At 73.1% G+C, this 11,880-nt stretch carries 14 protein-coding genes; 7 read left to right on the plus strand and 7 right to left on the minus strand.

The annotated features are described in order from the left end of the window. Together ACIQH8_RS15800 and ACIQH8_RS15805 are read right to left on the minus strand one after the other, a co-directional pair. The gene (locus tag ACIQH8_RS15800; RefSeq protein ID WP_401000395.1) at positions 1-837 is read right to left on the minus strand and encodes a universal stress protein; all 837 of its coding nucleotides are present in this window, start codon (positions 835-837) and stop codon (positions 1-3) included. A gap of 132 nt (positions 838-969) precedes the next feature. Further along, the gene (locus ACIQH8_RS15805; protein WP_401000397.1) at positions 970-1,887 is read right to left on the minus strand and encodes a DNA-3-methyladenine glycosylase family protein; all 918 of its coding nucleotides are present in this window, start codon (positions 1,885-1,887) and stop codon (positions 970-972) included. A 106-nt stretch (positions 1,888-1,993) separates the two neighbouring features. Here ACIQH8_RS15805 and ACIQH8_RS15810 point away from each other — a divergent pair, with 106 nt between their 5' ends. From ACIQH8_RS15810 to ACIQH8_RS15825, 4 genes are all read left to right on the plus strand, one after another. Beyond that, a complete protein-coding gene (locus ACIQH8_RS15810; protein WP_401000399.1) occupies positions 1,994-3,148 on the plus strand; it encodes a trans-sulfuration enzyme family protein in 1,155 nt (384 codons plus the stop codon). 106 nt (positions 3,149-3,254) lie between these two features. Then, positions 3,255-3,740, plus strand: a complete 486-nt coding sequence (locus ACIQH8_RS15815; protein WP_401000401.1) for a hypothetical protein — start codon at positions 3,255-3,257, stop codon at positions 3,738-3,740. A gap of 87 nt (positions 3,741-3,827) precedes the next feature. Continuing rightward, positions 3,828-4,829, plus strand: a complete 1,002-nt coding sequence (locus ACIQH8_RS15820) for a hypothetical protein (protein ID WP_401000403.1) — start codon at positions 3,828-3,830, stop codon at positions 4,827-4,829. Positions 4,830-4,838: 9 nt separating this feature from the next. Then, a complete protein-coding gene (locus ACIQH8_RS15825) occupies positions 4,839-6,083 on the plus strand; it encodes a DNA polymerase domain-containing protein (RefSeq protein ID WP_401000405.1) in 1,245 nt (414 codons plus the stop codon). Here the strand turns inward: ACIQH8_RS15825 and ACIQH8_RS15830 are convergent. The 5 genes from ACIQH8_RS15830 to ACIQH8_RS15850 all read right to left on the minus strand — a co-directional run bounded on the left by ACIQH8_RS15830 (position 6,044) and on the right by ACIQH8_RS15850 (position 9,252). After that, positions 6,044-6,394: a PRC-barrel domain containing protein gene (locus ACIQH8_RS15830; protein ID WP_401000407.1), complete on the minus strand. Its 351-nt coding sequence runs from the start codon at positions 6,392-6,394 to the stop codon at positions 6,044-6,046. The two genes, ACIQH8_RS15825 and ACIQH8_RS15830, sit on opposite strands and share 40 nt — an antisense overlap. Further along, positions 6,381-6,806 carry a hypothetical protein gene (locus ACIQH8_RS15835; RefSeq protein WP_401000409.1) on the minus strand — a complete coding sequence of 142 codons (426 nt, stop codon included), beginning with the start codon at positions 6,804-6,806 and terminating at the stop codon, positions 6,381-6,383. Before ACIQH8_RS15835 ends, ACIQH8_RS15830 begins: the two co-directional genes overlap by 14 nt. Further along, on the minus strand, positions 6,803-8,032 hold the full coding sequence (locus ACIQH8_RS15840; protein ID WP_401000411.1) for an NRAMP family divalent metal transporter: 1,230 nt from the start codon (positions 8,030-8,032) through the stop codon (positions 6,803-6,805). Before ACIQH8_RS15840 ends, ACIQH8_RS15835 begins: the two co-directional genes overlap by 4 nt. Beyond that, positions 8,029-8,502 carry a hypothetical protein gene (locus ACIQH8_RS15845; protein WP_401000413.1) on the minus strand — a complete coding sequence of 158 codons (474 nt, stop codon included), beginning with the start codon at positions 8,500-8,502 and terminating at the stop codon, positions 8,029-8,031. Before ACIQH8_RS15845 ends, ACIQH8_RS15840 begins: the two co-directional genes overlap by 4 nt. Positions 8,503-8,643: 141 nt before the next feature. Continuing rightward, the gene (locus ACIQH8_RS15850; protein WP_401000415.1) at positions 8,644-9,252 is read right to left on the minus strand and encodes a TetR/AcrR family transcriptional regulator; all 609 of its coding nucleotides are present in this window, start codon (positions 9,250-9,252) and stop codon (positions 8,644-8,646) included. Positions 9,253-9,329: 77 nt separating this feature from the next. Here ACIQH8_RS15850 and ACIQH8_RS15855 point away from each other — a divergent pair, with 77 nt between their 5' ends. The 3 genes from ACIQH8_RS15855 to ACIQH8_RS15865 all read left to right on the plus strand — a co-directional run bounded on the left by ACIQH8_RS15855 (position 9,330) and on the right by ACIQH8_RS15865 (position 11,878). Continuing rightward, positions 9,330-10,424, plus strand: a complete 1,095-nt coding sequence (locus tag ACIQH8_RS15855) for an SDR family NAD(P)-dependent oxidoreductase (protein WP_401000417.1) — start codon at positions 9,330-9,332, stop codon at positions 10,422-10,424. Between the two features lie 170 nt (positions 10,425-10,594). After that, complete coding sequence (locus ACIQH8_RS15860; protein WP_401000418.1) at positions 10,595-11,605, plus strand: SDR family oxidoreductase; 1,011 nt, start codon at positions 10,595-10,597, stop codon at positions 11,603-11,605. 102 nt (positions 11,606-11,707) lie between these two features. Beyond that, a complete protein-coding gene (locus ACIQH8_RS15865) occupies positions 11,708-11,878 on the plus strand; it encodes a hypothetical protein (RefSeq protein WP_401000420.1) in 171 nt (56 codons plus the stop codon). Positions 11,879-11,880 lie beyond the last annotated feature (2 nt).

Below are 11,880 nucleotides of genomic sequence, written 5' to 3' on the forward strand. Positions count from 1 at the left end.
CTACCCGACGTCGCTGACGACGATGACCGGTCCGGTCGCGCGCAACAGGAGGTCGTGGCTGACCGAGCCGAGCAGGAATCGCGCCATGCCTCCCGCCGTGTGGCTCGCGACGATCACGACGCTCGCCGACTCGGTCGCGGCGGCCAGCACCTCGGCCGCGGATCCGCGCTCGAGGCGGCCCGTGGGGTCGGCCCCATGGGCGCGGGCGTGCGCCAGCGCGTCGTCGAGCACGTCCCGACGCATGTCCTCCATCAGCGAGACGTCGCTGAGGTACTCGATGTACGCCGAGTTCCAGCTCGTCGGGACGACCCACGCGTGAACGAGTTCGAGCGGCTCGCCGAGCCGCACCGACTCCTCGATCGCGAAGCGCACGGCGTCCTTCGCCCGGGCGGATCCGTCGACCCCGACGACCACGCCGCGGCGATCGGCCGCCTCCCAGTCCGGCGGGATCACCGCCACCGCTCCGCGACCCCGTCGGCCGGCGAGTCGGGCGCCGAGCGTCCACGCGGTCTCGTGGCCGCTCTGCGACGACCCGACCACGACCAGCGCGCCGCCGTCGAGGTAGGCGGCCAGTTCCCGGTCGGGTCGTCCGTGGACGGTGAGCGTGTCGACCGTCCGCGACGGATGCTCGGCCCGCAACCGGTCGGCGCGGTCGATGAGTTCGACGCGCGCCTCGGGCAGGTCGCCCGTCGCCCGGAGGTACTCGCTCGACGTGTCGGATCCCGGAAGGGTGTGCACGATGAGCAGCGGTGCGGCGTCGCCGCGTTCCGCGGCCCACTTCAGCGCCGCCTCCGAGTTCGGCGATCCGTCCCATCCGACGACGACCTGCGTGAACACCTGCGATCACCCCTTCGTGCCTTGCGACTGCGTGTCCCCAGCCTCGCCGAGGGCGATGGCGGTCGCCGGGCCGAAGGTCACTCGGCAGGCAGCGGCGACGGATGCCGCGCGGCCGGGCCGGGGCGACCCGGCTCAGCGGCCCCGGTGGTCGACGAACGTCATCCGCGGCCCGCGGCGCGGCCTGCCGCGCAGACCGGCGGCCATCATCAACCGGATCACGCGATAGCGCTGCCCGGTCCACGGTTCGAGCGCCACGAGCATCTCGTCGTCGGTCATGTCGCGCCCGAACAGGGCGTGGCCGACGTAGTTCGACAGGTGGTAGTCGCCGACCGACACGGCGTCGGGGTCGCCGAGCGCACGCTGCCCGACCTCGGCCGCCGTCCACGCGCCGATACCCGGGAACAGCGTCAGTCGCGCGGCGGCATCGACGTGCGACAGGTCGGCCGCCTCCTCGATGCGCGCCGCGCGGGCGGCGACGCGCTGGATCGCCGCCGCGCGCTTGGGGTCGACGCCGGCGCGGTGCCACTCCCAGACCGGGATGGCGCGCCATCCGTCGGCCGCCGGCGCGACCCGCATCGGGCGCGGCACCGGTCCGGGGGCGGACGCGCCGAAGGCGAGCACGAGCCGGCGCCAGGAGGCGTGCGCCTGCAGGGTGATCACCTTCTGCTCGAGGATCGCCGGCACGAGCGACTCCATCACCCGCGCGGTGCGCGGCACGCGCAGCCCGGGGTTGCGCCGTTGCGCCGCGTCGAGTTCGTCGATGCCGGTGCGGAAGCCGGTCGTGTCGTCGCGCTCCCCGAGCATCGAGGGCGCGAGCGCGACCGCCGCCTCGGCGCCCGGCCCCCACGCCTCGACGCGGACGACGTCGACGCCGCGCTGCACGATCCGCAGGGTCGCGGCCCCGGCGTCGGTCAGGGTCGCTCGCCAGATCGCGCCGTCGGGCGTGCGCGTGAAGGTCGGGTCGCCCGGGCCGCGCCGCAGCACGCCGAGCGTCTGCGCGACGTCGGTCTCGTGCGGGGCGCGCCAGTCGAGCGCGAGGTCGGGGCTCACCCATCCAGTGTGCGCCCCGCCACCGTCGCGGAAGCAATCGCTGAACCCGCGAGCGCGTCTCGCCGTCTGCGAGGATCGTGGGACGGCCGCACGACGAGGAGCACGAATGCACGACCACGAAGAGGCACCCGCCCTGCACCCGGAGACCGTCGCGGTGCACGCCGGCCGTCCGCCGCGCGAGCCCGACGGCCCGATGAGCACCCCCGTTCACCTCGCCTCGACGTTCCACGCGGGCGGCCCGACCGCCTACGGCCGCTACGGCAACCCGTCGTGGACGGCCTTCGAGGAGGCGCTCGGCGCGCTCGAGGGCGGGGAGTGCGTCGCGTTCGCGTCGGGCATGGGCGCGATCTCGGCCGTGCTCGCGCTGGTTCCGACCGGCGGAGCCGTGGTCGCGCCGCGGCATTCGTACACGGGCACGATCGGGCTGCTCGACGACCTCGTCGAGACCCGGAACGCGACGGTCCGGTACGTCGACGTCCGCGATGCCGGCGCGGTGGCGGATGCCGCGCAGGGGGCCGACCTCGTCTGGGTCGAGTCGCCCACCAACCCGGCGCTCGAGGTGGCCGACCTCGCCGCGATCGGCCGCGCGGCACGTGCGGCCGGCGCGCTCTTCGCGGTCGACAACACGTTCGCGACGCCGCTGCTGCAGCGCCCGCTCGAGTCGGGCGCCGACCTCGTCGTGCACTCGGCGACGAAGTCGATCTCGGGCCACAGCGACGTCGTCATGGGCGCGGTGATCGCCCGCGACGCCGCCCTCCGCGACCGCATCGCGACCCGACGGAGCCTCGGCGGCGCGATCCCCGGTCCCCTCGACGCGTTCCTCGCGCTCCGCGGCCTCCGCACGCTGCCCGTGCGGCTCGAGCGCGCCCAGTCGAACGCGCGCGAACTCGCCGCCCGCTTCGCGGGCCACCCGGCACTCGACGAGGTCCGCTACCCGGGCTTCGGCACGATCATCTCGATCGTCGTCGCGGGCGGCGCGGATGCGGCGGAGCGCGTCTCGTCGTCCACGCGCGTCTGGGTGCACTCGACGAGCCTCGGCGGCGTCGAGTCGCAGCTCGAGCGTCGCCGCCGTTGGCCGGCCGAGGCCGAGACGATCCCCGACGGTCTCGTGCGCCTCTCGGTGGGGCTCGAGCACGTCGACGACCTCGTGCGCGACCTCGAGCAGGCGCTCGAGCATGCGGCCTCGCCGGCAGCCGGCGCGCAGGATCGTGCGACCGGCACCACGGCGGGCCCCGTCCCGCCCACGGCATCGGGATACTGACCGCGGCGCGCGCCGGCGGCATCCGCATGACCTTCGGCCCTTCGCACCCCGGGGTCTCGCGGCACAGGCTTGACCCGACCCGGCCCGCGTGAAGGGGGTGCCGACGATGACGATGCAGGGACTCGCACGGCTGGTGCTGCTGACCGTCCAGATCTTCGTGGGCATCACGAGCGTGCTCGGCGGGGCCGCACTCGTGCTCGGCGGCGTGATCGACTTCAGCGGAACGGCGCTCGCGATCCCGCTCGACTACCTCGAGGGATCGCCGTTCACGTCGTTCCTGGTGCCCGGCCTCGCGCTCGCGATCCTGGTCGGCGGCACGCACCTCGTGGCGTTCGCGATGCTGGCGCGGCGCATGCGCTGGGCCATGATCGCCGCGGCGACCGCGGGCTTCGCGATGCTCGTGTGGGTGTTCGTCCAGATGATGTTCATCCCGTTCAGCCCGCTGCAGGCGATCTACTTCGCCATCGGCCTCGCGGAGCTCGCGGCGACGCTCGTGCAGCTCGACATCCTGCACCCGTGGGCGCACTCGATCGTGCACCGCGATCGCACGCACGCCGACGAGCCGAAGCCCGACATCGCGCGCCCGGGCTGAGCCGCCCGCAACGGCTTCCGCCGTCTCGCGATCCGTGCCATGGTGGGGACCAGTGGCACCTGCCGCCGGACACGAGATGAGGTCGTCATGACCCGGATGCCGCGGAACGGAGTCTTCGCCGGGCGTCGCGCCCGCGCCGGCGGCTCGTTCCTCGCGGTCGCGGTGGTCCTCGCGGCGACGAGCGTCTCGGTCGACCTCGCGGTGCCCGGGATCGGTGCGGCGATGCAGCGAACGCTCGTCGGGGTCCTCTCCGACGTGCTCGAGGTCGTCGCGGTCTGGGGTGCGCTCCCCCTCGGTCTGCTGCTGCTCCTCCTGGCGGGCGAGCCGCGGGCGTGGCGGCGCTGGGTCGCCGTGCTCGTCGCGGTCGCGGCGCCGATCGTCGTGCAGCTCACCGGTGTCGGCCGCTCGCCGTACCTGATCCTGCTCGCCCTCGCGGCCGCGGTCGGCGGGTACGCGCTCATCGCGCTCGGCCTGTCCGAGCACCGCCGCGATCCGAGCCGGCCCGAGCGGGTCCGAGTCGCGGTCGTCGTCCTCGCCTCCGCCGAACTCGCGGTGATCACGCTCGGCATGCTGCACCTGCTCGTCTGGAACCCGATGGCGACCGTGCCGCAGCTGTCGCTCGCGCAGATCTACGGGATCCTCGTCGAACGGTTCGGGGTCATCGACGGCGGCCCGTTCGTGTGGGCGTTCGGAGCCGCGCTCGCGACGGCGGCGGGGTCGATCGTCGCGATCCTGGGCTCGCGACGCGGCGTCGTCACGACGCACGACGTGGTCACCGTCGGGCTGCTGCTCATCCACGCCACGACGTTCTTCCTGTGGTGGGCCGGATTCGGGCTCGGGCTGCACCTCGCCGACGCGTTCGCCGCCGTCGGCGGCGACGTCTCGTCGGTCGGCTCGCTGCTCGCGCTGGTCGGGGCCTCGTGCCTGGCTGCCGCGATCCTCCTCCAGCTGAGGCGCCCGCCGGTCCGCGACGATGTCGCGGACCCACCGCTCGACGACGCGACGGAGGCGGACGCCGACCGTCCCGTCGCGCACTCCGCCGACGACTCGGGCGGCGCCGAGGAAGCGCCGGCGGCCGTCACCCCCTAGCGTGGTGTCATGGCTGCGCGCAGCAACGACGCCGTGGTCCTCGAGGTGGGGGCGCACGAGGTCCGTGTGAGCCATCCGGGCCGCGTGGTCTTCCCCGAGCCCGGACTCACCAAGCTCGATCTCGTCGAGTACTACCTCGCGGTCGCCGACGGCGCCCTGCGCGGCGCGGGCGGGCGCCCGATGGTGCTCAAGCGCTTCGTGAAGGGCATCGGCGCCGAGCCGTTCTTCCAGAAGCGCGTCCCCGAGAACCACCCCGACTTCATCGACACCGCGACGCTGCAGTACGCGCGCGGCACGTCGGCCGAGGAGGCGGTCGTGCGGGATGCCGCGGGCCTGGCCTGGGTCGTCAACCTCGGCTGCCTCGACCTCAACCCGCACCCCGTGCGCGCCGAGGACCTCGACCACCCCGACGAGCTGCGCGTCGACCTCGATCCGATGCCCGGCGTCGACTGGTCGCAGATCGTCGACGTCGCGATGATCGCGCGCGACGTGCTCGAAGACCACGGGCTCGTCGGCTGGCCCAAGACGTCCGGCTCACGCGGCATCCACCTGCTCGTGCGCATCGAACCGCGCTGGGACTTCCGCGAGGTTCGGCTCGCAGCCGAGACGCTCGCGCGCGAGGTCGAGCGTCGGGCTCCCGGCCTCGCCTCGGCGCGGTGGTGGAAGGAGGAGCGCGGCGAGAGCGTGTTCGTCGACTTCAACCAGAACGCGAAGGACCGCACCGTGGCATCCGCCTATTCGGTCCGCCCGTTGCCCGACGCGCGCGTCTCGACACCGCTCGACTGGGACGAGGTCCGTTCCAGACGCCCCGAGGAGTTCACCGTCCCGGCGGTGCTGGAGCGCTTCGCGGAGCGGGGCGACCCGCACGCCGGCATCGACGACGCGGTCGGCTCGCTCGACGGGCTGCTCCGACTCGCGGAGGAGCTCGGCCCCGCCGAGAAGGCGCCGCGCGGCGCGTCGCGCGGTGACGGCTCGGGCCGCCGCGTCTCGACCATGCCGCTCATCGAGCTCGCGCGCACCGAGACGAAGCCCGAGGCCCTCGATGCCCTCGAACGGTGGAAGGCGGCGCACCCCGGCGTCGTGGCGCACCTCAGTCCGGCGGACGTCCTGATCGACGGGATGCGCGGGTCGAGCTCGCTCTGGTACCGCGTGCGCGTCAACCTGCAGCACGTCCCCGAGGCCGAGCGGCCCGAGCAGGGCCCGCTGCTCGCCGACTACGACCCGTGGGCGGCGGAGCGCAATCGCGGGTCGTGACGCCGGTACCCCTCGCGGAGCGTCACCCGCCCCTCGTCGATCCGAGCGATGTCCGCCCAGGCCGCGAGGAAGAGGCCGCGGTGGACCCGTCGGACGTATTGGGCGATCGGGAACGGGCTGCGCACCTCGGTCCGCTCGTAGCCCCACATCGAGGTCCGGCTGGCCGGGCTCACGAGCAGGCCGACGAGGCGGGGCTCGGCGAGCAGCTGACCGGGCGTGCCGTCGAGCGCGAACCGGGCGTCGATGACGGTGCCGACCCGGTCGTCGCACGCGTCGACGACCTCCGAACCGAGGAGCTCACTCAGGATCATGCCGGCCCCCGGGGATGCGGCCGATCACGTGCGTGCCGACCCAGCGCTCGACCCAGGTCGCATCGAGGTCGCCGCCGTCGACGCCCAGCGTGAGCACGGTTCCGACGTCCGAGACCAGCCGCCACGGGATCCGCTCGCGCCGCGACGACGGGGGGCGGCCGCCGAACAGACGCGTGCCGAGCTCGATGCCGACGAGCAGGTCGGCGACGACGGGCGGCGGTGCGCCCGGCTCGATGGGCTGCCCGACCTCGATGCCGGTCAGCTCGAGATCGGACACCACCGACACCGGTGCCCCCTCGCGGTCGAGAAGCTGCCGGTCGAGCAGGTGCAGCTGGGCGTCGAGGACGCGACCCGCGGTTTCCGGGGCGGGGGCATCGGGACGCGGCGCATCGGGACGTGGTCGTCGGCTCATGCTCCGGCTCCCGTGACGATGAGCAACGGGATGGCGGCGAGCGCCGCGATCACGATGATGACGAGGAAGATCATGCTGATCGCGTTCATGCCGCGCCCGTTGACCTCGTCGCCCATGTACTCGGGGTCGTTCGCGACGAGCAGGATCGGGAGGTAGGTCAGCGGCAGCGCCACCGCGGAGAAGACGACCGAGAGCTCGGTGACGGCGATGGGGTCGACGCCGGTGGCGAGCACGCCCATCGCGACGATGAGCACGACGATCATCGAGAGGTGGAACCGCGAGGCCTGCGCCGGCCGACGGAACTTGCCCCACGACCAGCCCAGGTACTGTGCGAGCGTGTAGCCGGTGGAGAGCGTCGTCTCGAGCGCCGCTCCGAACGTCGCCGCGAGGATCCCCACGATCGCGAAGCTGAGCAGCAGCGTCCCGCCGGCCTCGGCGACGGGCAGCACGACCTGACTGAGCGAGGTGACCCCGATGGACTGCGGCAGGAGCACGAGGGCCGCGCACGCCGCGATGGCGAGGGAGAGCACTCCGCCGAGCGGGAACCCGACGAGGACGTTGACGCGCGAGGTGACGAGGTCCTTCCGCGTCCAGCCCTCCTCGATCGCGCCCGAGGAGAAGAAGAACACCTCGTACGGCGTCATGGCCGCGCCGAACAGCGCGACGGCGTAGAACCAGTAGGTCGCCGCGGTCTCGCTGTCGGGGATGGCGGGCGCGAGCGCCTGACCGGCGAGCGCGCCCCAGTCCGAGCCGAGCAGGAAGAGCGCGACCGCGAACGCGATGAGCGCGAGACCGAGCAGACCCGTGACGTTCTCGAGCAGGTCGAACTTGGCGCGCCACGCCACGATCCACACCCCGAACGCCGCCACTGCGACCCACCAGCCGTACCCGACGCTCGTCGCGAGTTGCAGGGCGAGCGCGATGCCGCCGACCTCGGCCGTCACGGTCAGCAGGGTGATCAGGAAGGACGCCACGAGGTTCGCCAGGCCCGCTCGCGGTCCGAGACGTTCGCGGATGACCTCGAAGGTCGCGCGCCCGCTCACCGCCGCCACCCGACCGGCCATGTGGGCGTAGACGCAGATGCCGACCACGCCGAGGACGACGGCCCACGCGAGCCCGAGCCCGAAACGCGACCCGACGACGGCGTTCGTGACCATGTCGCCGATGTCGAGGAACCCCCCGATCGCGGTCAGGATGCCGAGCGCGACGGCGAAGAGGCGCTTCACGGGCGGCCCTGCCTCGTGAGCGCGCGGAGTGCGTCCTCGGCGGCGGCGAGTTCGGTGGCGGCGTCCGCGGGATCGCCGATGCCGTCGAGCGCGTCGGCCGCGCCCGAGAGGGCGTCGACGGCCTCCTGGAGCGCCGCGCTCGCCTCCGCCTGACGGCCGGCGTCGACCTCATCGCCGGCTCGGACGAGGGTCGCGGTCCTGGCGGCGTCCGCGGCCTGCGACCTCGCGTCCTCCACCGCGTTCAGCGCCGTGGTGCGGAGCAGTCGTCCGTCGGCTTCGAGTTCGAGCGCGATTCCGGCCGTCGCCGTCGACGCGATGCCCTGTTCGACGGCATCCTCCAGGACCTCGGACGGCGGGGTGCAGCCGGCGAGGGCGAACGCGATCGAGAGGGCCAGGGCGGATGCCGCGGCGCGCGCAACGCGGACATGGTCGCGTCGCACGTGCGTCGGTCGGCTCCTCGTCTCGCCCACGTTCGAACGGTATGGCGGGCGCGACGCCCGCGCACCCCCTTGCGCTCGGACGGCACGGGGTGTCCGAGACCGTGCTGCCGCATCCGCCCGCTCGTGGATGCGACCGAGCGGGCGCACGATTCCGGCCGACGGGCCGGGAGCCTAGGCGATGTGCGATTCGCGCTCGGCGGGCCGAGGCGCGAAGGCCGAGTGCAGCAGCGACCACGCCCGCTCGGCCGTGGCAGCGCGATGGTCCGGCTCGGTGCGCGCGACGAGTCCGGCGACCATCGAGATCGCGAGCAGCACGTCGTCGACGTCGACGTGCTCGCCGAACCGGCCGGCGTCCCGCTCGTGCTCGACGGCGGCGATCGCGATCTCGCGCACGCGTGCACCGAGTCGCTCGACGCGCGGGTCGTGCGGGTTGGCGCTGATGAGGTCGATGAGGGCCGTCGAGACGAGGGCCTGCGCGATGACGCCGTGGAGCAGTTCGTCGAGACCGGCCTCGGGTGGCGCCACGGCGGCCTCGAGTTCGTCGAGGTTCTCCTCGTAGACGGCGACCGCCAGCGAGAGCCGGTCGGGGAAGTGCCGGTAGAGGCTGCCCTGGCCGACGCCGGCACGTTTGGCGATGGCGCTGAAGGGCGCGGAGAGCCCGTCGGCCGCGAAGATCTCGCGCGCGGCCGCGAGCAGGGCGCGGCGGTTCGCCGGTCCGGCGCTCGGGCCGAGGTTCGGCTTGCGCGGCTTGGGACCTTCTCCCTGTCGACGCTCGGGCATGGGTGTTAGGTTACTACCGGACAAGGTTGTCCGGTGTCCTCCGAGGACACGGGACCGGAAAAAGTAAGGAATCCCTCATGAGCCCCACCACGCCCCTCACCGGCGACTCCTCGATCAAGACCTGGCTCGAGGACCCCGTCGGCGGGCCCATCATCCGCGACCTCCTCTCCCAGTCCGGGCAGGACCCCGACGTCCTCCGCCCGGTGCGTCGACTCGCGCTCAAGCGCCTCGTCAAGCTGAGCAAGGGCCAGTTCTCCCAGGAGCTCGTCGACCAGCTCGTTGCGCGGGCCGCAACCGGCGACGTCCCGGCGGGCGCGCCCGCGGCATCCGCCACCGGCGCCGGAACCGCGGTCGAGGAGGTCGCCGACGAGACCGACGCGACCGACGCGACCGACGCCGTCGAGCGTCCCGAGTGGGTCGAGCGCATCGACCGGGGCCGCTTCACCGGCAAGACCGTCATCGTGACGGGTGCCGGCTCCGGCATCGGCCGCGCCACCGCCTCGCGCATCGTCCGCGAGGGCGGCAAGGTCGTCGCCGTCGACGTGTCGCAGGAGCGCCTCGACGACTTCGCTGCAGAGCACGACGGCGCCGAGGTGGTGACGCTCGTCGCCGACATCACCGACGACGAGAAGATCGACGAGGTCATCGCCGCCGCGGGCGGCCGCATCGACGGCCTCGCGAACATCGCCGGGATCATGGACGACATGACCCCGGTCGGCGAGCTCACCGACGCCGTGTGGGAGCGCGTCATGCGCGTGAACGTCGACGGCACCATGAAGCTCATGCGCGCGGTCGTCCCCGGCATGCTGGCGCAGGGCTCGGGCTCCATCGTGAACACCGCCTCCGAGGCCGCCCTCCGCGGGTCGGCCGCCGGCGTCGCCTACACCGCGTCGAAGCACGCGGTCGTCGGCCTCACCAAGTCGACCGCATTCATGTACGGCCCGAGCGGCCTCCGCGTGAACGCCGTGGCCCCCGGCCCGACCATCACCAACATCGAGGCCACCTTCGCCTCGCCGCTCGGCGCGCAGCGCGTGCGCCAGGCCATGGCGGTGCTCCCGGATGCCGCGGAGGCCGAGGCCCTCGCCGCATCGATCACGTTCCTGCTGTCCGACGACGGCGTGAACGTCAACGGCGTCGTGCTCGCCTCCGACGGCGGCTGGTCCGCCGCCTGATCACCCCGTGGTCGAGGAGGACGCGGAGCGACTTCCCACCCCGGTGGTCGAGTAGGACGCGGAGCGACCTCCCACCCCGGTGGTCGAGTAGGCCGCGGAGCGACCGTATCGAGACCGGATACGCGCCGCCCGCACTACTCGACCATCGCGGCGGGTGACAGCATTGGACGATGAGTGCGAAGCGGATCCTCTTCATCGGCGGCAGCGGCGTCATCAGCTCGGCGTGCGTGAGGCGGGCCGTCGCGGTCGGCCACGACGTGACCGTCCTGAACCGCGGCGGATCATCGTCGCTGCGTCCGTCGCCCGCCGACGTGCGGCAGGTCGTCGGAGACATCCGTCGCCCCGACACCGTGCGCGAGGCGCTCGGACACGGCACCGGCGATCCGCTCGAGTTCGACGTCGTCTGCGAGTTCCTCGCGTTCACGCCGGAGCACGTGCAGACCGACCTCGACCTGTTCGAGGGACGCATCGGGCAGTACGTGTTCATCAGCTCGGCGTCGGCCTATCAGACCCCGCCGAGCCGCCTGCCGGTGACCGAATCGACGCCACTCGTGAACCCCGAGTGGCAGTACTCGCGCGACAAGATCGCCTGCGAGCAGCTGCTCGTCGACGCGGTGCGCGAACGAGCGTTCCCCGCGACGATCGTGCGGCCGTCGCACACCTACGACGCCACCCTCATCCCCACCCTCGGCCACTGGACCGACCTCGCGCGCATGCGCGCCGGGCAGCCCGTCGTCGTGCACGGAGACGGCACCAGTCTCTGGACCATCACCCACCACGACGACTTCGCGGTCGCGTTCGTCGGCCTCCTCGGCAATCCGATGGCCGTCGGCGACGCGTTCCACATCACCGGTGACCACGCCCCGACCTGGAACCAGATCTACCGCTGGCTCGCCGAGGCCGCCGGTGCGCCCGACGCCGAGCTCGTGCACGTGGCATCCGAGACCATCGCCGCCGTGCACCCCGAGTGGGGCCCGGGCCTCCTCGGCGACAAGGCGCACTCGATGGTCTTCGACAACGCCAAGGTGAAGGCCCTCGTCCCCGAGTTCCGCACCACGGTCACCTTCGACGACGGCGCCCGGCGCATCGTCGACTTCTACGACGCGCACCCCGACCTGCAGGTCGTCGACCCGGTGGCGGATGGCGCGTTCGAGCGCATCCTCGCTCTCCCCCGAGGCTGAGGTGGGAGGTTCCTGCGTCCCCGTTCCCTCGCGGCGGGGCTCGGGTCTACCCTGAGGGCACGCGGTCGACGTCGCTCGGACCGGCCGCCGGAAGGGGATGCCATGAGCAGCTTCGTCGACCCGCTCGAGGGACCGTTCAGCCGCGGCCAGGAGGCCGAGATCGAGTACGAGGAGGAGCTCGAGGCGGAGGGCGTCGGCGAGGACGACGTCGAGTTCGTCATGGAGGAGGTCGCCGACCCCGAGGACGACCAGGAGGAGTTCGGCGGACGCTGAGC

The sequence above is a fragment of the Agromyces sp. GXQ0307 genome (assembly GCF_044769845.1).
GTDB lineage: Bacteria > Actinomycetota > Actinomycetes > Actinomycetales > Microbacteriaceae > Agromyces.

Bases quoted from the DNA above. Each gene is read 5' to 3' on its own strand.
- ACIQH8_RS15810 (WP_401000399.1), top strand. From the start codon at position 1,994: ATGCACGACCACGAAGAGGCACCCGCCCTGCACCCGGAGACCGTCGCG.
- ACIQH8_RS15815 (WP_401000401.1), top strand. From the start codon at position 3,255: ATGACGATGCAGGGACTCGCACGGCTGGTGCTGCTGACCGTCCAGATC.
- ACIQH8_RS15820 (WP_401000403.1), top strand. From the start codon at position 3,828: ATGACCCGGATGCCGCGGAACGGAGTCTTCGCCGGGCGTCGCGCCCGC.
- ACIQH8_RS15825 (WP_401000405.1), top strand. From the start codon at position 4,839: ATGGCTGCGCGCAGCAACGACGCCGTGGTCCTCGAGGTGGGGGCGCAC.
- ACIQH8_RS15830 (WP_401000407.1), bottom strand. From the start codon at position 6,394: ATGATCCTGAGTGAGCTCCTCGGTTCGGAGGTCGTCGACGCGTGCGAC.
- ACIQH8_RS15835 (WP_401000409.1), bottom strand. From the start codon at position 6,806: ATGAGCCGACGACCACGTCCCGATGCGCCGCGTCCCGATGCCCCCGCC.
- ACIQH8_RS15850 (WP_401000415.1), bottom strand. From the start codon at position 9,252: ATGCCCGAGCGTCGACAGGGAGAAGGTCCCAAGCCGCGCAAGCCGAAC.
- ACIQH8_RS15855 (WP_401000417.1), top strand. From the start codon at position 9,330: ATGAGCCCCACCACGCCCCTCACCGGCGACTCCTCGATCAAGACCTGG.
- ACIQH8_RS15860 (WP_401000418.1), top strand. From the start codon at position 10,595: ATGAGTGCGAAGCGGATCCTCTTCATCGGCGGCAGCGGCGTCATCAGC.
- ACIQH8_RS15865 (WP_401000420.1), top strand. From the start codon at position 11,708: ATGAGCAGCTTCGTCGACCCGCTCGAGGGACCGTTCAGCCGCGGCCAG.